The following is an 18,978-nucleotide window of genomic DNA, read 5'->3' on the forward strand; positions in this document are numbered from 1 at the left end:
CTACAGGGGCCCTTTCGTACCAAGATCTTCCAGGGCTCCCCCTCTGGGACGCGGGCGGGCATCCGAGTCGCCGGGCGGGCCGAAGCCGATCGACGGGTCCCAGCCGCTCGGCGGCGCGCGCTCCGACGCGCGTCGGGCGGGGCACGCCGGGGTAACTACCTACGGGTGTCCGGGTCGCCGATCCTCCTCGGGGCCGAGGGCGGGGTGGGAACCCGTTCCTACCGTGGAATCAGCGCGGCGGATCGCCGCAGAAGTGGGAGTTCGACGATGAGTCGCAAACTGGTCCGGCCCCGTCAGGGGCGCGTGTTCGCCGGCGTCTGCGCCGGCCTGGCCCAGCGGTTCGGCATGTCGGCCGGCATGGTCCGGCTGCTGTTCCTGCTGTCGCTGCTGCTGCCCGGCACGCAGGTGATCGTCTACCTGATCCTCTGGGTCCTGATGCCGAACGAGGACCGCTACCTCGCCACCAGCCGCCACTGACCCGCGCCGCCCGCCCCGGGACCACCCCGGGGCGGGCGACGGCGTCAGGGCGCCGTGTAGGTGACCGTCACCTTCTCGTAGCCGAGGGAGCGGAGCAGCCCCTCCAGCATCTTGCGGGTGTTCTCCTCGGCCCGGGCGGTGAGGCCGCTGTCGCGGGCCGCCGCCGAGATCCGGTCCTCGGCGAGCTGGTAGACCTGCTGCTGCCGGTTGGGGTCGCCGCCGACCAGGTCGTTCAGCCGGTTGATCAGGCCGCGCTGCTCGGCGAAGACGTAGCTCTTGTCCATGTCCAGGTCGGTCTCGCCGAGCTGCGGCGCGGGCAGCTTGATCTCCACGGACTTGCCGTCGTCGGAGACCACCACCGCCCCGTCGGCGATCTTCGCGAAGTCGACGTACGCCTCGATCCGGCCCGCCCCGACGAACAGCGTGCGCTCGTTGAGCAGGAAGTCCGGCACGTTGCGCCGGTCCTTCTGCACGTCGACCACCACCTGGAAGTTGCCCTCGGCGGCCACGTAGCGGCTCAGGTCGCGGATCGACTTGAGCAGCGGCGGCTGGCTGCGGTCGGTCTGCTCCTTGGCGAACGGGTTGCGGAACTCCGGCAGCAGGCCGGTCGCCTGCACGCCGAGGAGCACCACCACGGCCAGCGCGACCGCGCCGAGCACCCCGAGCAGGCCGCGCGCCGGGCCCCCGGGCGACGCCGGGCGGCCGCGACCGGGCTCGGGTGGGACGTCCGACCGGGCCCGGAGAGACTCGCCGGTCGGGTATTCCGGGAACTCCCTGGTGGGCTCGTTGATGTCACCGTCGCGGGCCATCGCCCCTCACCGTCCTCGTCCGACACATCGACTGAGAATGACGGTACGGCCACCGTGCGACAGTCGCTCGCCGAGCGACCCGATCGGGTGAATCCCCAGCTCAGGCGAAGGCGGAGAGCCCGGTCAGCCGCTGCCCGATGACCAGCTGGTGGATCTCCGAGGTGCCCTCGTAGGTGAGCACGCTCTCCAGGTTGTTGGCGTGCCGCATCACCGGGTATTCACCGGACACGCCGTTCGCGCCGAGGATCGTCCGGCACTCGCGGGCGATCGCGATGGCCTCCCGGACGTTGTTCAGCTTGCCGACGCTGACCTGATCCGGGCGGAGCCTGCCGGCGTCGGCGAGCCGGCCCAGGTGCAGCGCCAGCAGCAGCCCCTTGTTCCACTCGACCGCCATGTCGGCGAGCTTGGCCTGGGTGAGCTGGAAGCCGGCCAGCGGCCGGCCGAACTGGGTCCGGGTGGTCGCGTAGGACAGCGCCGTCTCCAGGCAGTCCCGGGCCGCGCCGAGCGCGCCCCAGACGATGCCGTGCCGGGCCTCGGTGAGGCAGCTCAGCGGCGCCTTGAGCCCGACCGCCTCGGGCAGCCGCGCGTCCGCCGGCAGCCGCACGTCGTCGAGGGCGATCTCCCCGGTGACCGACGCGCGCAGCGACATCTTGTGCCGGATCTCCCGCGCCGTCACCCCGGGCGTGTCCATGGGTACGGCGAAGCCGCGGACTCCCTCGTCGGTGCGCGCCCAGATCACCCCGACGTCGGCGATCGGCGCGTTGGTGATCCACAGCTTGCTGCCGCTGAGGATCCAGTCGTCGCCGTCGCGGCGGGCCCGGGTGGCCATCGAGGCCGGGTCGGAGCCGTGGTCCGGCTCGGTCAGCCCGAAGCAGCCGATCGCCTCACCCGCCGCCATGGCGGGCAGCCAGCGCTGCTTCTGCTCCTCGCTGCCGTAGCGCCAGATGGCGTACATGGCCAGCGAGCCCTGCACCGAGACGAGCGAGCGGATGCCGGAGTCGCCGGCCTCCAGCTCCAGGCAGGCGAGCCCGTAGGCGACGGCCGACGCGCCGGCGCAGCCGTAGCCGGTGAGGTGCATGCCGAGCAGGCCGAGCTTGCCGAACTCGCGGGCCAGCTCGCGGGCCGGGACGTGGCCGTCCTCGTACCAGCCGGCGACGTGCGGGCGGACCCGGTCGTCGATCAGCTGGCGCACGACGGCGCGGATCTGCCGCTCCTCCTCGCCCAGCGACGCGTCGATGTCCAGCAGGTCGAGAGGAGTCATGCCGTCACCTTAACGAAGACTCAGGGGGAGGTCATTCGCCCTGCGGGCTGAGCACCAGCACCCGGGCGTGGATCTGGTTGCGCTGCTGGAGCGCCGCGCGCAGCGCCCGGTGCAGGCCGTCCTCCAGGTAGAGACCGCCGTTCCACTGCACGACGTGCGGGAAGAGGTCGCCGTAGAAGGTGGAGTCCTCGGCGAGGAGCTTGTCCAGCGCCAGCTCCCGCTTGGTGGTGATGAGCTGGTCCAGCCGCAGCGGACGCGGCGGGATCTCGGCCCACTGCTTGAGCGTGAGGTTGTGCTCCGGGTAGGGACGCCCGTCCCGGACCGCCCTGAAGATCACGGCACGCTCCCCTCCCCCCGGCCGGGCTGATGATGTCGGTGCCAGCCTAGCCGCACCCGCCACACCGCGTTTTACTCCCTCATGTCGGTTTCGCTACCGCCGATACCCAGGCCGGACGCGCTGAACCACCCTCAAATCCAGCGGCCCCGCCGGACCACCTCGTCCACCGGCCGGCGACCGCGCCGCAGCGACGGTGACCGGTGGTCGGGTGCCCGGTAACCTACCGTGATCGCGCCGATCGGGTGGTACTCCGCCGGCACGCCGAACGCCTCCCGGTACGCCCCGATCCGCTGCGGCGGGATCCCGAAGAAGCAGGCACCCAGCCCCTCGTCGACGGCGGTGAGCAGCATCAGCAGGGCGGCGAAGCCGGTGTCGACGTACCAGTAGGGCACCGGCCAGCGGTCCTCCGAGCGGTCCGCCCAGCCCTTGTCCGGCTCGGCGTAGCGGTCCAGGTAGGCGGCGCGGTTGGCGTGCGGCACCACGATCAGCGGCGCCTTGCGCATCCCGGCCAGCCAACGTTCCCGGCCGCCGCCGCCCGGGGTGGCCGCCGCCCAAAACCGCTCCCGGTCCGCCGGCTCCTCCAGCACCAGGAAGCCCCAGCCCTGGGCGAACCCGGCCGACGGGGCCCGGACGGCGTGGTCGAGCAGCCGGTCCACCACGTCGGGCGGGACCGGGCGGTCCGGGTCGTAGTTGCGGACCATCCGGCGCCGCCGGACGACCTCGGCGAACTCCATGCTCAGGCCCCGGGCCGGATGCCCCAGGCGCCCCGCCAGGTCTGCCCGGGGGCCAGCGTGATCAGGTCCTTGCCGGAGCGGAACGCGTCCGCGGGGCAGGTCATCGGCTCGATCGCCACCGAGCGCCGGTGCCGCTCCCCGGTGAGGGTGTCCCCGGTGAAGACCTGCCACCAGCCGAACTCGCCGTCGGCCCAGACGTGCACGGCGGTCGAGCCGTCCGGGGCGGCCAGGGTCACCGCCGAGCCGCCGTCGGCGTCCCGGGCCACGTCGCCGAAGGCCAGGTCGAGCACCGCGCCGCCGATCGCGCGGGGCGCCGTGTAGTCGTACTCGGTGCCGGCCACCTCGGTCGCGGCCACCGGCAGCAGCCGGCTGTCCAGCAGCACCCGGGTGCGCCCCGGCACCCGCATCAGCAGCTCGTCCACGCCGACCTTGGGCAGTTGCAGGTAGGGGTGCACGGAAAAGCCGAACGGCGCCGGCTCGCCGGACAGGTTGGTCACCTCGTGCTCGGCGCGCAGCCCGTCCGCCCCGACGCTCCACCGGCTCCGCAGCCGCAGCGCCCACGGGTAGCCCGGGCTCGGCGGCAGCTCGTAGCCGAGCGTGACGCTCTCCGGGGACTCCTCGACGAGCTGCCAGGACACCCAGTTGACCAGGCCGTGGATGGCGTTGTGCCGGGCCGGCTCGGTCAGGTCGAGCTGGAAGGTCCGGTCGCCGAAGGTGTAGACGCCGTCCCGGATCCGGTTCGGCCAGGGCGCCAGCACGTGACCGGCCGAACCGGGGGCCAGCTCGTCCGCCTCGTACCCGTCGAGGTAGTCGACCCCGTCGTGCCGGTAGGTCCGCAGGCCGCCGCCGACCTCGACCACGACGGCCTCGTGGCCGTCTGCGGCAATGGTCCACTGTGTCCCGGACGGGGACCGGCGTGCGTCGGTGTCCATGCCGGCGACCTTAGCCCGTCGCCCCAACCCGGCGCGGGGACGCCGGCCGGTGTCCCAGCAGGCGGGGCACCTGGTTCACCGAGGGCCACCCCGGCCGCCGGGAACGGCGACGGCCACCGCCCGGTGTCAGGACCGGTCCCGGTCGGCGGCCTGGGCGGCGGCGCGGTAGCGGAGCAGCGCCGGGAAGACCGCGACCAGCGCGACCGCCAGGACGGCGGAGGCCAGGCCACCGGCGACCATGGCGGCCCCGGTGCCGAATCCGGCCGCCATGGCGCCGGCCCGGAGATCGCCCAGGCGCGGGCCGCCGGCGACCACCACCGTGTTGACGCCCTGGAGCCGGCCGCGCATCCGGTCCGGCGCGTAGACCAGCAGCATCGACTGCCGCAGGGTCGCGCTGACCAGGTCGGCGGCGCCGGCCAGGCCGAGCAGTGCCACCACCAGCCAGAGCTGGTGGGCCAGCCCGGCGGCGGCGATCGCCACACCCCAGCCGACCACGGCCACCACCAGCGCCAGCCCCTGCCGGCGCACCCGGCCGATCCAGCCGGAGGTGAGGCCGCCCAGCATCGCGCCGATGGCGATCGCGCTGTAGAGCCAGCCGACCGCCGCCCCGCCGCCGAACCGCTCGTGCGCCAGCTCCGGGAAGAGCGCCCGGGGCATGGCCAGGATCATCGCGATCAGGTCGATGGCGAAGGAGAGCAGCAGCACCGGCGTGGTGGCCAGGTAGCGGAGCCCGTCGACGATGCTGGCCAGCCCCGCCTTGCGCGGCGTGCCGCCGCCGTCCGGGTCCGGCTCGGGCGGCATGGCGGGAAGCCGCAGGGTGGCCCAGAGCGACACGGTGAACAGCAGCGCGTCCACCCCGTACGCGATCGGCAGCCCCACGTCGGTGTGCCAGGTCGCGAAGATCAGACCGGCGGCGAGCGGCCCGAAGACCGAGGTCGCGGTGAACGTGGTGAAGTTCAGCGTGCTGGCCGCCGGGACCAGCTCGGCCGGCACCAGGCGGGGCAGGATCGCGCTGCGGGTCGGCGAGGTGATCGCGAACGCGATCGACTGCACCGCGACCAGGGCCAGCAGCAGCACCGGGCTGCCCACCCGCAGCACCGACTGGAGCAGCAGCGCCAGGGTCGACGCCCAGAGCAGCGCGCCCCCGGCCAGCAGCACCCGCCGCCGGTCCCGGGCGTCGGCGACCGCCCCGCCCCAGAGCCCGAAGACCAGCAGCGGCACGAAGCCGGCGATGCCGAGCAGGCCGACCCAGAACGAGCCGCCGGTCAGGTCGAACATCTCCACCGGCACCGCCACGGCGGTGAACTGGAAGCCGAACATCGCCACGGCGTTGCCGAGCCACACCCGCCGGTACGCGGGCACACCCAGCGGGCGCAGGTCGATCGCCCAGCGGCGCGCTCCGCGCGGCCGGGCCTCCTTCACCCCCGTCACGGAGCCAGCCGCTCGATCACCCAGGCGCTGCCCCCGGTACGCCGGAACCGCAACCGGTCGTGCAGCCGGCTGGCCCGGCCCTGCCAGAACTCCACCGTCTCCGGCCGCACCCGGAACCCGCCCCAGTGCGGCGGCGCGGGGATCACGTCCACGTCGGCGAAGCGCTCGGCCGCCGCCCGGTACGCCGTGTCCAGCGCCGCCCGGTCCGCGACGACGTGGGACTGGGTGCTGGCCCAGGCGCCGAGCTGGGAGCCGCGCGGCCGGCTGGCGAAGTACGCCTCGGTCTCGGCCCGGTCGACCCGGGCCACCCGCCCGGTGACCGTCACCTGCCGCTGCATCGGGAACCAGGGGAAGACCAGACTGGCCCACGGGTTGGCGGTCGCCTCGCCGCCCTTGCGGGAGTCGTAGTTGGTGTAGAAGACGAAGCCGTCCGGGTCGTACCCCTTGAGCAGCACCGTGCGGCCGCTCGGCCGGCCCTCGGCGTCGGCGGTGCCGACCACCATGGCGTTCGGTTCGGGTAGCGGATGAGCCACCGCGTCGGCGAACCAGCGGGCGAACTGGGTGTGCCAGTCCGGCGCGAGATCCGATTCGGAAAGGCCCAGGTCGGCGGCGTACTCGTTACGCATGCCGGCCGGGGCAGGTGTGTCGCCCGTCACTCTCGTCGTCCCTCTCCCCGGGGTGCCGGCGTCCCCCGACGCTGGCCAGGCCCCACCACCCAGTCTTCTCCTGCCGGTGAGCTTGTCCACCGGCGGGGATGTCATGTGGCGCACAGTCGCCGCGGGTCGCGAATCCGGTTACCGAGCAGGCAAGATGTTCCGAACATATCCCTGAGGGTCGCCTAAGCCGCGGGCCCGTAGAGCCCCGCGCGGCCACCACCACCGCCGGAAGCCAGGAGACGACATGGCCGACTTCAAACCGGGCCTGGAGGGCGTCGTAGCCTTCGAGACCGAGATCGCCGAACCGGACCGCGAGGGTGGTGCGCTGCGCTACCGCGGCGTGGACATCGAGGATCTGATCGGTCAGGTCTCCTTCGGCAACGTCTGGGCGCTGCTGGTCGACGGGCGCTTCGGCCCGGGCCTGCCCCCGGCCGAGCCGTTCCCGGTGCCGGTGCACTCCGGCGACATCCGCGTCGACGTGCAGTCGGCGGTCGCCATGCTCGCCCCGTACTGGGGGCTCAACCAGCTCCTCGACATCTCCGACGAGCAGGCCCGCGAGGACCTGGCCCGGGTGTCGGTCACCGCGCTCTCCTTCGTCGCCCAGTCCGCGCGCGGCCTCGGCCTGCCGGCGGTGCCGCAGAAGGAGATCGACAAGGCGGAGACCATCGTCGAGCGGTTCATGAAGCGCTGGCGGGGTGAGCCCGACCCGCGGCACGTGAAGGCCGTCGACGCCTACTTCATCTCGGCCGCCGAGCACGGCCTGAACGCCTCGACCTTCACCACCCGGATCGTCGCCTCCACCGGCGCCGACGCCGCCGCCTGCATCTCCTCCGGCATCGGCGCGCTCTCCGGCCCGCTGCACGGCGGCGCGCCGTCCCGGGTGCTCAGCATGCTGGAGGCCGTCGAGCGCAGCGGCGACGCCGAGGGCTACGTCAAGGGCGTGCTCGACCGGGGCGAGCGGCTGATGGGCTTCGGCCACCGGGTCTACCGGGCCGAGGACCCCCGCGCCCGCGTGCTCCGCCGCACTGCCAAGGAGCTGGGCGCTCCGCGCTTCGAGATCGCCGAGGCGCTGGAGAAGGCCGCCCTGGCCGAGCTCCAGGCCCGCCGCCCCGACCGGGTGCTCGCCACCAACGTCGAGTTCTGGTCGGCCGTGGTGCTCGACTTCGCCGAGGTGCCGGCGCACATGTTCACCTCGATGTTCACCTGTGCCCGGATGGGCGGTTGGTCCGCGCACATCCTGGAGCAGAAGAAGCTCCAGCGGCTGGTCCGCCCGTCGGCCCGCTACGTCGGCCCGGGCAGCCGGAAGCCGCAGGAGGTCGAGGGCTGGGACGCCATCCCGCACGGCGTCTGATCCTTCCCGCGTACCCCTCACCAGGGCCCGGTCCGTCGCGGACCGGGCCCTGGCGCGTTGTGGCGCATCCCTCACCCCCGGGGGTGGGACCAGCCGTCGGGCCGGGTGGCGCGGGTGCGAGGATGAAGGCCGGCAGTGCCGCCGGACCGGGCTCGGACCCGGCCCCGCCGCGCGCCCGCGCGTGGCCGCCGTCGCTCCGCGCCCGCTGAAGGGCCCGTCCCCGCCCATGCGGAAGGATCGAGAGAACCGTGGCTGACGCACCGACCATCCGGATTCCCGACGACATCAGGCCCGCCGACGGCCGCTTCGGCTGCGGGCCGTCCAAGGTCCGTCCCGCGGCGGTCTCCGCCCTCGCCGACGTCGCCACCAGCTACCTGGGCACCTCGCACCGGCAGAAGACCGTCCGTGACCAGGTCGCCCGGCTGCGCCAGGGCATCGCCGAGTTCTTCTCCCTCCCCGAGGGCTACGAGGTGGTGCTCGGCAACGGTGGCACCACCGCCTTCTGGGAGGTCGCCACCTTCGGCCTGGTCCGCGACCGGGCCCAGTTCGCCAGCTTCGGCGAGTTCGGGGCCAAGTTCGCCAAGTCGGTCAAGGACGCGCCGTTCCTGGGCGAGCCGACCGTGCGCAAGTCCGAGGCGGGCAGCGCGCCGACCCTGGTCGCCGAGGCGGGCGTGGACGTCTACGCCACCCCGCACAACGAGACCTCGACCGGCGTGGCGGTGCCGATCAGCCGGGTGCCGGGCGCCGACGAGGGCTCGCTGCTGCTGGTCGACGCCACCTCCGGCGCCGGCGGGCTGGAGGTCAACGTCGGCGAGACCGACGTCTACTACTTCGCCCCGCAGAAGTGCTTCGGCTCCGACGGCGGCCTCTGGCTCGCGCTCATGTCGCCGGCCGCGCTCGCCCGTGCCACCGAGATCAAGGAGTCGGGCCGCTACATCCCGGCCTTCCTCGACCTGGTCACCGCGATCGACAACTCGCGGCTGGAGCAGACCTACAACACCCCGGCGCTGGCCACCATCTTCCTGGCCGCCGAGCAGACCGACTGGATGAACTCGCAGGGTGGGCTGGCCTGGGCGGCCAAGCGCACCGCCGAGAGCGCCGGCATCGTCTACGGCTGGGCCGAGCGCTCGTCGTTCGCCACCCCGTACGTGACCGACCCGGCGCTGCGCTCCAACGTGGTCGCCACCATCGACTTCGCCGACGGGGTGGACGCCTCGGCGATCGCCAAGGCGCTGCGCGCCAACGGCATCGTCGACACCGAGCCCTACCGGAAGCTCGGCCGCAACCAGCTCCGCGTCGCGCTCTTCCCGGCGGTCGAGCCGGCCGACGTGGAGGCGCTCACCGCGTCCATCGACTACGTGGTCGAGCGACTCTGATCACCTGGTGACGGTGGGTGGTCGTCGGGGCCCCGGCGACCACCCACCGTGATCATCGTTGCAGCTCAGTCGCGACATGCCGAGTGTCGCATCCCCCAGCTTCGGGTAGATGAGCGTACGGTGGTCCGAGACGCCCGGGTGGCCGGCTCGTGGCGTGACGGCCAGCGAAGCGGGACGGAGGCAAGCCCATGCGCCCAGTACGCTTCGTCGCCCTCTCGGAGGACGGCCAGGCTCTGGTGCTCGCCGACGAGGTCGGGCGCCTGCTCGCCCTGCCCATCGACGAGCGCATCGCCACGGCGCTGCACGCCGAGCCGGGCGCGACCCCGCTCGCCGTGGTGCCGACCGCCGCCGACCCGACGCCGTCGCTCTCCCCGCGGGACATCCAGGCCCGGATCCGCTCCGGCGAGTCCGCCGAGGACGTCGCCCGGATCGCCGGCGTGCCGGTCGACCGCGTGCTGCGCTACGCCGGCCCGGTGCTCCAGGAGCGGGCCATGCTCGCCCAGCACGCCCGGCGCACCCGGCTCAAGGGCGCCGAGAAGCCCACGCCGCTGGCCGAGGTGGTCAACGGCCGGCTCGCCCAGCACGGGATCGACACCGAGAAGATCTCCTGGGACGCCTACCGCCGCGACGACGGCACCTGGCGGATCATCGCCACCTGGCCGTCCGGCAAGGCCACCGCGCAGGCGGTCTGGGATCTCGACAAGCTCCGGCAGAACGTCACCCCGCACGACGACATGGCGCAATACCTGTGCGCCGAGCGGCCCACGCCGATCCTCGGCCAGGAGCCGGCGCCGGAGCGGGGCGGCCACGCGCTGCCCGGCCCGTCGCGCGGCGAGCCCAGCCGGGGCGGGCACGGCCTGCCGTCGCCCGCCGAGCACGCCCGCCCGGGGCGGGACCCGATCCGCGCCGGCCGGGACGCGCTGCTCGCCTCGCTGGACCGGCCGCTCGGCGGCACGTCCGGTCGCGGCCTGGACACCCGCTCCCCGGCCGCCCTGGCCGGGCCCGACGCGCCCCGCCAGCGGGCGGTCACCGGTGGCGCGGCCGCGCTGCTCGGCGGCGGCCAGGGCTCCGCGTTCGACGACGACTCGGACGCGCCGAAGGAGATCCCGGCCGTGCCGTCGCTGGCCGTGCTCCGGCCGCGGCGCACCGGCGCACCAGCGGCGACCGGCGGCACGGGCACCGAGTCCACCGAGGCCGGCGGCAAGCCGCGCAAGCGGCTGCCGAGCTGGGACGACGTCCTCTTCGGCACCGGCCCGGCGGCCCGCGAGTCGTCCTGATTCCACGGGACACCCTGGCAGGTGAGGCACTCTAAGTGCCCGCGTGCCAGGGTGGATCCATGGAGTACACGAACCTGGGACGCACCGGTCTGTCGGTGAGCCGGCTCTGCCTCGGCACCATGAACTTCGGGCCGCAGACCGACGAGCCGGACAGCTTCGCCATCATGGACCGGGCGCTGGAACACGGGATCAACTTCTTCGACACCGCGAACGTCTACGGCTGGAAGACCGGCGAGGGCGTCACCGAGCAGATCATCGGCCGCTGGTTCGCCCAGGGCGGCGGGCGCCGGGACAAGGTCGTCCTGGCCACCAAGGTCTACGGCAAGATGGGCGAGTGGCCCAACGAGCAGGGCCTGAGCGCCCGGCACATCATCCGGGCCTGCGAGGACTCGCTGCGTCGCCTGCAGACGGACACCATCGACCTCTACCAGATGCACCACATCTCCCGGTCCACCCCGTGGGAGGAGATCTGGCAGGCCATGGAGACCCTGGTCGCCCAGGGCAAGGTCCTCTACGTCGGCTCGTCCAACTTCGCCGGCTGGCACATCGCCCAGGCGCAGGCCGCGGCCGGTCGCCGCAACTTCCTCGGCCTCGTCTCCGAGCAGTGCATCTACAACCTGATGACCCGGCACGTCGAGCTGGAGGTGATCCCGGCCGCGCAGCACTACGGGCTGGGCATCATCCCCTGGTCGCCGCTGCACGGCGGGCTGCTCTCCGGGGTCATCCGCAAGATGGCCGAGGGCGGCGCGGCCCGCGGCGCCACCGGCCGGTCGGCCGACGCGCTCGCCGAGCACCGGACCACCATCGAGGCGTACGAGAAGCTCTGCGCCGACCTCGGCCACGACCCGGCCGACGTGGCGCTGGCCTGGCTGCTCGCCCGCCCGGGCGTGACCGCCCCGATCGTCGGCCCGCGCACCATGGACCAGCTCGACCGCAACCTCGGCGCCCTGGCCGTCCGCCTGGACGAGCAGACCCTGGAAAAGCTGGACGACCTGTTCCCGCCGGTCGGCAACGGCGGCCCCGGCCCCGAAGCCTGGGCCTGGTGACCCGCTGACCGGGCCGGCCACACCGGCCGGCCCGGTCAGAGGGGCCAGGCGGCCAGGCGGTCGTAGGTGGGGCGGGGGCCCTGGTGGCTGCGGACCAGCACCAGTTCGTCGGCAGGCCACTCCGGGCCGAGGTAGTCGTGCAGGGTCTCCCGGTCGGCGAGCACGTCGGCCCGGTCGATCCGGTCGCCGGGGCGGGCGATGGTCAGGTGGGCCCGGAACGGCTTCTCGTCGTGCGGCAGCCGGGCCCGGCGCAGCCCGGACCGGATCAGCCGGGAGAGCACGACCAGCCCGTCCACCTCGCCCTGGACGTCCACCCAGAGCACGGTGAACCGGCCGCGCCCGAAGCTGCCCCCGCCGCCGAGCCGCAGCCGCGGCGAGCTGTCCCGGGCGTCCCGGAAGGTCTGCGCGGCCAGCCCGAGCGCGCTCTCCACGTCGACCAGCCGGTCGTCGGGGGTGTCGCCGAGGAAGGCCAGGGTGAGGTGGGCGTTGGCCGGGTCGGCCAGCCGGACGTTGGTGCCGGCGGCGGAGGCGATCCCGGTCCGCAACCGGGCCACCTGGGCGCCCAGGTCGTCGACCGCCGGCTTCGGCGGGTAGACCGCGACGAAGAGCCGCACCGGTCAGCGGTGCCGCTGGTGGTGACCGGGACGCGCGGCGGGCAACGTGAGCCCGGCGGCGTGCAGGAGCCCCTCGACGCGTACCCGTTCGATCTCCCGGTCGACGCCCTCCAGCTCGGTCAGGTGCTCGGCGATGCCCAGCGCCCGGCAGGCGGCCCGCAGCCGCTCGTCGTACGCGTCGATGACCGCGCCGTGCCACACCACCGAGCGGTCGGCGGCGGCGAGCCGGTGGCCGCCGAGGCGGCGCAGGTCGACGGCGAGCTGTTCCAGCGGGCGGCGGCCCTCCCGGTCGAGCTCCGTGAGGTCGATGTCCCGGGTCAGCGACTCCGCCTCGATGGCCCGGTCCAGCCGGGCGATGGTGCGCCGCTCCCGGCGCTGCTCGCGCCACTCGGCCCACCCGCAGACCACCCGGTCGAGGATCTCGTCGGCGCAGAAGACCAGCGCGAAGAGGGCCGGCAGGCAGCAGACGGCGAGGATCGCCAGCATCAGCAGCAGTCCCCGCCCCACTCCCACACATCGACGCTAAGCCCCGTCGTCGCCACCCGCCACCCGATTGCCGAGATCCGGACGCGAATGAATGAGGAAGGACCGGTCCCCTCGGGCGGGAACCGGTCCTTCGGGCGGTCGACGGGTCACTCCGCCCCGGGCGACACCACGTAGAAGCGCGGCATGGGCAGCACCCGCATCCGCAGCCGGGCGCCGGAGCGGCGCAGCTGCCAGGTGAGCGCCAGCAGCGCGGCGGCCAGCGAGATCAGGCCACCGATCCAGATGCTCGCACCGGCCCCGAAGGTCTCGGCCACCCAGCCGATGATCGGCGCGCCCACCGGGTTGGTGCCCAGGAAGACGAGCACCCACAGCGCCATTACCCGGCCCCGGAAGGCGGCGTCGACGCCGAGCTGGACCCGCTGGTTCGCGGCCTGGGCGAAGAACACCATGAAGAACCCGGTGGGCAGCAGCAGCGCCACCACCAGCCAGTACGACCCGGCGAGCCCGACCAGCGTGCCGAAGGTGGCACAGCCGACCGCCGCGCCGAGCACCAGCCACACGGTGGGGCGGCTGCGCCGCCCGGTGCCGGACAGGGCGCCGGCCAGCGCGCCGACCGCCAGCGCGGTCGTGAACAGGCCGAACGAGGCGGCGCCGGTGTTGAACACGGTCTTGGCCAGGGCGGCGAGGGTGAGCTGGAAGTTGAACAGGCTCATCCCGACCACCGACATCAGCGCCATCGGCAGCAGGATGTCGGGGCGGCGCGCGACGTACCGGAGGCCGTCCACCACCTTGGCCTGGTCGCGCTCGCCGGCCGGCGGCAGGTCCTTGCGGTACAGCTCGTCGGTGCGCATCCGGACCACGTTGACCAGCGGGGCGATCGAGCTGAACGCGGTGATCAGGAAGACCGGACCGACGTCGAAGGCGGCGATGGCCAGGCCGGCGACGGCCGGGCCGAGGATCCGGGCCGAGTTGAAGGTGGCCGCGTTGAGCGAGAGCGCGTTCGGCAGCAGCGGCATGCCGACCAGCTCGGAGACGAACGCCTGCCGCACCGGGGTCTCCACCGCGTTGAACACCCCGAGCAGGGCGGCGAACGCGAAGACGTGCCAGAGCTGCACCAGCCCGGTGACCACCAGCAGGCTCATCGCCAGCGCCAGCACGGTCCAGAAGAGGTTGGCGATGAAGAGCAGCATCCGCTTGTCGTAGCGGTCGGCGAGGCGGCCGGAGATAAGGGTCAGCAGCAGGACGGGGGTGAACTGGAGCGCGGTGACCACGCCGAGCGCGGTCGCGGAGTTGCCGGTGAGGTCGAGGACGAGCCAGTCCTGGGCGATGTACATCATCCAGACGCCGATCAACTTGATCAGCTGTCCGGTGGCGAAGAGCCGGTAGTTGCGGACTCGTAGGGACTGGAACATCGTGCTCAACTTGGCCTGCACTCTAGGTGCGCCTCCTCGCGATCATGTACGCCTCATCCACAACGGACGAAGCGGACCGCGGGGCGCGGGTACCCGCTCAGGCGCGAGCGATGCCCTGGAGAATCTCGGCGGCACGCTGGAGCGTGTCGCGTTCCTCCTCGGTCAGCGCGGCCAGTCGGCTGGCCAGCCACTCGTTGCGGGCCCGCTCGAACTGGTCGAGCACAGCCCGTCCCCCCTCGGTAGCCGCCAGGATGACCTGCCGTCCGTCGGTCGGGTGGGGTGTGCGCTGCACGAGGCCGCGCTCCTCCAGCTTCGCGACGATCTTCGTCATCGTGGGCGGCTGCACCCGCTCGATGTCGGCCAGCTCCCGGGGTGTCAGGGCGCCCGCCAGCTTGAGGCTGGTGAGCGCCGAGAGCTGGGTGACCGTGAGGTCGCCGACCGGGCGGGCCTGTCGGACCCGCCGGTTGAGCCGGGTGATCGCATCACGCAGCTGAGGGGCCAGCTGCGCCGGTGGCACGCGTTTCGCCGTCACCGTCCGCTCCGTCACAGTAGTTAGCTTAACTAATGAGCCTGGCTAACGACATGCGTTATGACCAGGCTCACCAGCGATTCAGCGCAGCACGGACTCGATCGGCCCACGCAGGAAGTAAAGGATGAACAGGGCGGCCACCCCGTACAGCAGGGGGTGGACCTCGCGAGCCTTGCCCTTCGCCAGCTTCAGCAGGACGTAGCTGATCACGCCGGCGCCGATGCCGTTCGAGATCGAGTAGGTGAAGGGCATCAGCACGATGGTGAGGAACGCCGGGATGGCGATCTCGTAGTCGGTCCAGTCGATGGTGCGGACCGCGGTCATCATCAGGAAGCCGACCACCACGAGCGCCGTCGACGCGGCCTCGAAGGGCACCACCACCGCCAGCGGCGCCAGGAACATGGCCAGCAGGAACAGGCCGCCGGTGACCAGGTTGGCCACGCCGGTTCGCGCACCCTCCGCGACCCCGGCCGCGCTCTCGATGTACGACGTGTTGCTCGACACCGAGGCCGCGCCACCCGCCGCAGCGGCGATCGAGTCGACCAGCAGGATCTCCCGGGCCCGCGGCGGGGTGCCCCGCTCGTCGAGCATGTCGCCCTCCTGGCCGATGGCGACCATCGTGCCCATGGTGTCGAAGAAGTCCGTGATGAGCAGGGTGAACACGAACATCAGCGGGACCAGCCAGCCCACCCGGGTCCACGAGTCCAGCACGTTGAAGTTGCCGAGCAGGGAGAGGTCGGGTACGTCCACCACCTTCTCCGGCAGTTCCGGCACGTTCAGCGCCCAGCCCTTGGGGTTCGGCTTCCCGTCGACGAAGGACGGCCCGATGTTGCCGACCGCCTCCACGACGATCGCCAGCACCGTGGAGGCCAGGATGCCGATGAGGATCGCGCCGCGCACCCGGCGTACCACCAGCACCAGGGTGAGCAGCAGGCCCACCACAAAGACCAGCAGGGGCCAGCTGACGATCTTGCCGCTGATGCCCAGCCCGACCGGGACCGTCGTGTTCGCCACGTCCGGCACCCGCCGGACGAAGCCGGCGTCGACCAGGCCGATGATGGTCAGGAAGAGGCCGATACCGACGCCGATCGCCGTCTTGAGCTGGGTCGGGACCGAGCGGAACACCGCCGTACGCAGCCCGGTGAGCACGAGGATGCCGATCAGCACACCCTCGATCACCACCAGGCCCATGGCGTCCGCCCAGGTCATCTGCGGCGCGATCTCGAAGGCGACCAGCGCGTTGACGCCCAGCCCGGCGGCCAGCGCGATCGGGAACCGGGCCACCACGCCCATCAGGATGGTCATCACGCCGGCGACCAGCGCGGTGGCCGCCGCCAGCGCCGGGATGGCGAGCTTGCGCCCGTCGCCGTCGGCCGCGCTGCCCAGGATCAGCGGGTTCAACACCACGATGTACGCCATCGTGAAGAACGTGGCCAGCCCGCCCCGGATCTCCCGGCCCGGGGTGGAGCGCCGGGCGGAGATCTCGAAGAAGCGGTCGAAGGCGTTGCGCGGGTGCGCGGGATCGGGTGGGGTGCCGTGGTCCGGCGGCGGCGCGATGGCCATCGGGTCCTCACATATTGATCGACCGGGTTGTCGCGCGCATCGTCCCAGATCACTCACGGTCAGGGAAGGTCGATCGCGTACGCTGGGCGCGTGCCCCAGGAGCAACCGCCGCGGCCCGAGCCGCTCGACCCGCCGATGGTGCCGTTCGCCGTCGCCGGGCTGATCGCCTGGGCGGTGGCCGGGCTGGTGCTACTGCTCTTCTTCCGCGACTGGCTCACCGCGCACGGGCACCAGAACTGGCTCTGGACCTGCCTCGCCGGATTCCTGTGGGGCTTTCCCGGCCTGGCCGTGATGATGCGCCACGACGCCAACCGGCGTCGCCGCCGGGCCGCCGCCGCCCGTCAGGGCTGACCCGTCAGGGGTGGCCGTACGGCTCCGCCGGCTCGGCCGCCTCCACCGAGCCCGGGGCCCGGCTCACCGAAACCGCCTCCACCGCGCTGTCGTCGTAGACCGTGGGCAGCTCGTCCACCGGGGTCTCCGCGGCCTCGATCAGCGTCTCCGAGTGGGCGCCGCAGCCGTGGTCGGCGCTGACCACCCGGCCGTCGTCCGGGGCGTAGAAGTTGCCGCAGGCGCCGAAGGACTGCCGTAGGGCGCCGGCGAGCGGCAGGTAGAAGCCGCAGGTGCCGCAGCGGGCGGCGGCCGGCGCGGCCACCGAGATCGCGGCGTTGGGACCGTGGTCGCCGTCGTACCAGCGCTGGGCCGCGTCGGTCCGGCCCTCCCGGGACAGCACCCGGGCCCGGCCGAGGCCGAGCTCCCAGGCGGTCTCCTCCACGGCCGGGTCGTCGGAGAGCAGGTAGCCGGGGGCGAGCCGCTCGTCGTCCGCCGGCGTGGGGAGCAGGTCACCAGGGCCCAGGTCGCCCGGCTTGAGCCGCTCCTGCCAGGGCACCCAGCCCGGGGCGAGCAGCGCGTCGGCGCCCGGCAGCAGCACCGTCTCGCAGATGGTGACCGTGCGGCTGCGCGGCACCCGGGTCACCGTGACGGCCCAGCGCCAGCCCCGGTAGCCGGCGAGGCGGCACTCGAAGTAGTGGGTGACGAGCCGGTCGCCCTCGGCGACGGCCTGGAGGTGGTCGCCGACGTCGGCGGGGTCCACCTCGGTGATGGCGGCGCGGGCCACCTCGACGGCGGCGGCGCACACCTGGTCGAGCCGGGGAGCGCGGGCGGAGGCGGGCCTGGTCACCGGACCATTGTTCCCCATGCCGGCGGTCGGGTGACAGGCACTCCCCGGAGTCGTTCTCTCCGGGTGATGCGGCACGCGTGGATCAGATGGGCGAGGATGGGACACATGCCGCTGTCCTCCCGCTCCGGCCGGTCCGTCCTCGGGCGGACCGTCGGCACCGGCATCCGCGCCACCCGCCTGCTGCTCCGGGGCTCGCTGCACGGCGGCCGGTGGATGACCCGGCGGGCCGGGACGGCCCGGGCCCGCAGCGCCGGCAACGAGGTCGGCATGGTCCGCCTCTTCGACCTGCACGCCCTCTCCTGCGCCGGGGACACCCTGATCGCCATCGGCCTGGCCGGGACGATCTTCTTCGACGTCCCGCTGGGCGAGGCGCGCAACAAGGTCGCGCTCTACCTGCTGGTGACCATGGTCCCGTTCGCCATGCTCGCCCCCGTGGTCGGCCCGCTGCTGGACCACTTCCGGCACGGCCGCCGGTACGCGCTCGCCGCCACCATGCTCGGCCGGGCCTTCCTGGCCTGGCTGATCTCCGACTACATCGGCGGCTTCGGGCTCTACCCCGCCGCGTTCGGGGTGCTCGCCCTCTCCCGGGCGTACGGGGTGGCCCGCTCGGCGGCGGTGCCCCGGCTGCTGCCGGAGGGGCTCGGGCTGTCCCAGGTGGGCGCCCGGGCGAGCGTCTACGGCACGGTGGCCGGCGCGCTGGTCGCCCCGATCGGGCTGGCCGCGTTCTGGTTCGGGCCGCAGTGGCCGCTCCGGGTCGCGTCGCTGATCTTCCTGATCGGCATGGTGATCTCGCTCCGGCTGCCGCCACGGGCGGACTCGGAGCCGCCGGAGCGGGTGCCGCGTCCCCTGCGGGCGCTGCGTCGCCGGGACGGGGAACGCCCGCTGGGCCGGGGGCGGCCGGCCGGCCGACTGGTGATCGCCACGCTGATCGGCGCGGCGGCGCTGCGCGGGCTCTACGGCTTCCTGCTGCTCTTCCTGGCCTTCGCCATCAAGGGCGGCGACCTGACCACCGACTTCTTCGGCCGGAACCTGGGCGCCCAGGGCGCGCTGGGCCTGGTCGGCGGCGCGCTGGCGGTGGGCACCTTCCTGGCCACCGCGATCGGCACCCGGCTGCGCATCCACCGCCCGGCGGCGATCCAGTCCAGCGGCACGATCATCGTGGCCGGGGTGGCGGTGCTCGCCGCACTGAAGTTCTCGCTGCCCATGGTCGCGCTGCTCTGCCTGGTCACCTCGCTGTTCAGCGGGATCGCCAAGCTCGCGGTCGACGCCTCGATCCAGGAGCGCATCCCGGAGCGGCTGCGGGCCAGTTCCTTCGCCCACTCGGAGACCGCGCTGATGCTGGCCTTCGTGGCCGGCGGCGGGCTCGGGCTGGTCCCGTTCACCGGCCCGGTCGGCGTGGCGGTCGCCGCCTGCGTGGCCGCGCTGGTGGCCGCCCGCGGGGTGCTGGTGGCCACCCGGCTGCGCAGCGAACACCTGGTCGGCCGCCCGCTCGGCGACGACGAACTGGCCA

The 18,978-nt window shown here is 73.3% G+C and carries 20 protein-coding genes; 7 read left to right on the forward strand and 13 right to left on the reverse strand.

Annotated features, from left to right (window positions below):
* The first annotated feature begins 267 nt into the window (after positions 1 to 267).
* On the forward strand, positions 268 to 477 hold the full coding sequence (locus ACW0Q9_RS17935) for a PspC domain-containing protein (RefSeq protein WP_456182717.1): 210 nt from the start codon (positions 268 to 270) through the stop codon (positions 475 to 477).
* Between the two features lie 44 nt (positions 478 to 521).
* Here the strand turns inward: ACW0Q9_RS17935 and ACW0Q9_RS17940 are convergent, their stop codons facing one another.
* From ACW0Q9_RS17940 to pdxH, 7 genes are all read right to left on the reverse strand, one after another.
* On the reverse strand, positions 522 to 1,286 hold the full coding sequence (locus ACW0Q9_RS17940) for a DUF4230 domain-containing protein (RefSeq protein ID WP_456182719.1): 765 nt from the start codon (positions 1,284 to 1,286) through the stop codon (positions 522 to 524).
* Between the two features lie 100 nt (positions 1,287 to 1,386).
* A complete protein-coding gene (locus tag ACW0Q9_RS17945; RefSeq protein ID WP_456182721.1) occupies positions 1,387 to 2,547 on the reverse strand; it encodes an acyl-CoA dehydrogenase family protein in 1,161 nt (386 codons plus the stop codon).
* A 31-nt stretch (positions 2,548 to 2,578) separates the two neighbouring features.
* A complete protein-coding gene (locus tag ACW0Q9_RS17950) occupies positions 2,579 to 2,884 on the reverse strand; it encodes a type II toxin-antitoxin system VapB family antitoxin (protein ID WP_091113285.1) in 306 nt (101 codons plus the stop codon).
* Between the two features lie 131 nt (positions 2,885 to 3,015).
* On the reverse strand, positions 3,016 to 3,618 hold the full coding sequence (locus ACW0Q9_RS17955; protein ID WP_456182723.1) for a nitroreductase family protein: 603 nt from the start codon (positions 3,616 to 3,618) through the stop codon (positions 3,016 to 3,018).
* 2 nt (positions 3,619 to 3,620) lie between these two features.
* Positions 3,621 to 4,550: an aldose 1-epimerase family protein gene (locus ACW0Q9_RS17960; protein ID WP_456182725.1), complete on the reverse strand. Its 930-nt coding sequence runs from the start codon at positions 4,548 to 4,550 to the stop codon at positions 3,621 to 3,623.
* 126 nt (positions 4,551 to 4,676) lie between these two features.
* Complete coding sequence (locus ACW0Q9_RS17965) at positions 4,677 to 5,981, reverse strand: MFS transporter (protein WP_456182727.1); 1,305 nt, start codon at positions 5,979 to 5,981, stop codon at positions 4,677 to 4,679.
* Positions 5,978 to 6,607: a pyridoxamine 5'-phosphate oxidase gene (pdxH, locus tag ACW0Q9_RS17970; protein ID WP_456182729.1), complete on the reverse strand. Its 630-nt coding sequence runs from the start codon at positions 6,605 to 6,607 to the stop codon at positions 5,978 to 5,980. The genes ACW0Q9_RS17965 and pdxH overlap by 4 nt, the downstream gene beginning before the upstream one ends.
* 274 nt (positions 6,608 to 6,881) lie before the next feature.
* Here pdxH and ACW0Q9_RS17975 point away from each other — a divergent pair, with 274 nt between their 5' ends.
* The 4 genes from ACW0Q9_RS17975 to ACW0Q9_RS17990 all read left to right on the forward strand — a co-directional run bounded on the left by ACW0Q9_RS17975 (position 6,882) and on the right by ACW0Q9_RS17990 (position 11,687).
* Positions 6,882 to 7,988 carry a citrate synthase 2 gene (locus ACW0Q9_RS17975; protein ID WP_456182731.1) on the forward strand — a complete coding sequence of 369 codons (1,107 nt, stop codon included), beginning with the start codon at positions 6,882 to 6,884 and terminating at the stop codon, positions 7,986 to 7,988.
* 248 nt (positions 7,989 to 8,236) lie between these two features.
* Positions 8,237 to 9,364: a phosphoserine transaminase gene (serC, locus tag ACW0Q9_RS17980; RefSeq protein ID WP_456182733.1), complete on the forward strand. Its 1,128-nt coding sequence runs from the start codon at positions 8,237 to 8,239 to the stop codon at positions 9,362 to 9,364.
* 188 nt (positions 9,365 to 9,552) lie between these two features.
* Positions 9,553 to 10,641, forward strand: a complete 1,089-nt coding sequence (sepH, locus tag ACW0Q9_RS17985) for a septation protein SepH (protein ID WP_456182735.1) — start codon at positions 9,553 to 9,555, stop codon at positions 10,639 to 10,641.
* 59 nt (positions 10,642 to 10,700) lie between these two features.
* Positions 10,701 to 11,687: an aldo/keto reductase gene (locus tag ACW0Q9_RS17990; RefSeq protein ID WP_456182737.1), complete on the forward strand. Its 987-nt coding sequence runs from the start codon at positions 10,701 to 10,703 to the stop codon at positions 11,685 to 11,687.
* 35 nt (positions 11,688 to 11,722) lie between these two features.
* Here the strand turns inward: ACW0Q9_RS17990 and thpR are convergent, their stop codons facing one another.
* From thpR to ACW0Q9_RS18015, 5 genes are all read right to left on the reverse strand, one after another.
* Positions 11,723 to 12,301 (reverse strand): RNA 2',3'-cyclic phosphodiesterase, encoded by a 579-nt coding sequence (thpR, locus tag ACW0Q9_RS17995; protein ID WP_456182739.1) that lies wholly within the window; start codon positions 12,299 to 12,301, stop codon positions 11,723 to 11,725.
* 3 nt (positions 12,302 to 12,304) lie between these two features.
* The gene (locus ACW0Q9_RS18000) at positions 12,305 to 12,814 is read right to left on the reverse strand and encodes a hypothetical protein (RefSeq protein ID WP_456182741.1); all 510 of its coding nucleotides are present in this window, start codon (positions 12,812 to 12,814) and stop codon (positions 12,305 to 12,307) included.
* 119 nt (positions 12,815 to 12,933) lie between these two features.
* Positions 12,934 to 14,220, reverse strand: a complete 1,287-nt coding sequence (locus ACW0Q9_RS18005) for an MFS transporter (RefSeq protein WP_456182743.1) — start codon at positions 14,218 to 14,220, stop codon at positions 12,934 to 12,936.
* Between the two features lie 76 nt (positions 14,221 to 14,296).
* Complete coding sequence (locus ACW0Q9_RS18010; protein ID WP_456182745.1) at positions 14,297 to 14,746, reverse strand: MarR family winged helix-turn-helix transcriptional regulator; 450 nt, start codon at positions 14,744 to 14,746, stop codon at positions 14,297 to 14,299.
* 63 nt (positions 14,747 to 14,809) lie between these two features.
* The gene (locus ACW0Q9_RS18015) at positions 14,810 to 16,291 is read right to left on the reverse strand and encodes an NCS2 family permease (protein ID WP_456182747.1); all 1,482 of its coding nucleotides are present in this window, start codon (positions 16,289 to 16,291) and stop codon (positions 14,810 to 14,812) included.
* Between the two features lie 90 nt (positions 16,292 to 16,381).
* Here ACW0Q9_RS18015 and ACW0Q9_RS18020 point away from each other — a divergent pair, with 90 nt between their 5' ends.
* The gene (locus ACW0Q9_RS18020) at positions 16,382 to 16,642 is read left to right on the forward strand and encodes a DUF2530 domain-containing protein (protein ID WP_456182749.1); all 261 of its coding nucleotides are present in this window, start codon (positions 16,382 to 16,384) and stop codon (positions 16,640 to 16,642) included.
* Positions 16,643 to 16,646: 4 nt separating this feature from the next.
* Here ACW0Q9_RS18020 and ACW0Q9_RS18025 read toward each other — a convergent pair whose 3' ends face one another.
* Entirely contained in the window at positions 16,647 to 17,486 is an 840-nt protein-coding gene (locus ACW0Q9_RS18025; protein ID WP_456182751.1) for a DUF3027 domain-containing protein, read from the reverse strand.
* A gap of 87 nt (positions 17,487 to 17,573) precedes the next feature.
* Between ACW0Q9_RS18025 and ACW0Q9_RS18030 the strand changes: the two genes are divergently transcribed.
* The coding region (locus tag ACW0Q9_RS18030; protein ID WP_456182753.1) for an MFS transporter at positions 17,574 to 18,978 on the forward strand (1,405 nt) is incomplete at its 3' end.

The sequence above is a fragment of the Micromonospora sp. I033 genome, assembly GCF_053890995.1.

What these genes read in the sequence shown, in the direction of transcription:
- ACW0Q9_RS17935 (WP_456182717.1), top strand. Translation starts at nt 268, where the DNA reads ATGAGTCGCAAACTGGTCCGGCCCCGTCAGGGGCGCGTGTTCGCCGGC.
- ACW0Q9_RS17940 (WP_456182719.1), bottom strand. Translation starts at nt 1,286, where the DNA reads ATGGCCCGCGACGGTGACATCAACGAGCCCACCAGGGAGTTCCCGGAA.
- ACW0Q9_RS17945 (WP_456182721.1), bottom strand. Translation starts at nt 2,547, where the DNA reads ATGACTCCTCTCGACCTGCTGGACATCGACGCGTCGCTGGGCGAGGAG.
- ACW0Q9_RS17955 (WP_456182723.1), bottom strand. Translation starts at nt 3,618, where the DNA reads ATGGAGTTCGCCGAGGTCGTCCGGCGGCGCCGGATGGTCCGCAACTAC.
- ACW0Q9_RS17960 (WP_456182725.1), bottom strand. Translation starts at nt 4,550, where the DNA reads ATGGACACCGACGCACGCCGGTCCCCGTCCGGGACACAGTGGACCATT.
- pdxH (WP_456182729.1), bottom strand. Translation starts at nt 6,607, where the DNA reads ATGCGTAACGAGTACGCCGCCGACCTGGGCCTTTCCGAATCGGATCTC.
- ACW0Q9_RS17975 (WP_456182731.1), top strand. Translation starts at nt 6,882, where the DNA reads ATGGCCGACTTCAAACCGGGCCTGGAGGGCGTCGTAGCCTTCGAGACC.
- sepH (WP_456182735.1), top strand. Translation starts at nt 9,553, where the DNA reads ATGCGCCCAGTACGCTTCGTCGCCCTCTCGGAGGACGGCCAGGCTCTG.
- ACW0Q9_RS17990 (WP_456182737.1), top strand. Translation starts at nt 10,701, where the DNA reads ATGGAGTACACGAACCTGGGACGCACCGGTCTGTCGGTGAGCCGGCTC.
- ACW0Q9_RS18015 (WP_456182747.1), bottom strand. Translation starts at nt 16,291, where the DNA reads ATGGCCATCGCGCCGCCGCCGGACCACGGCACCCCACCCGATCCCGCG.
- ACW0Q9_RS18025 (WP_456182751.1), bottom strand. Translation starts at nt 17,486, where the DNA reads ATGGGGAACAATGGTCCGGTGACCAGGCCCGCCTCCGCCCGCGCTCCC.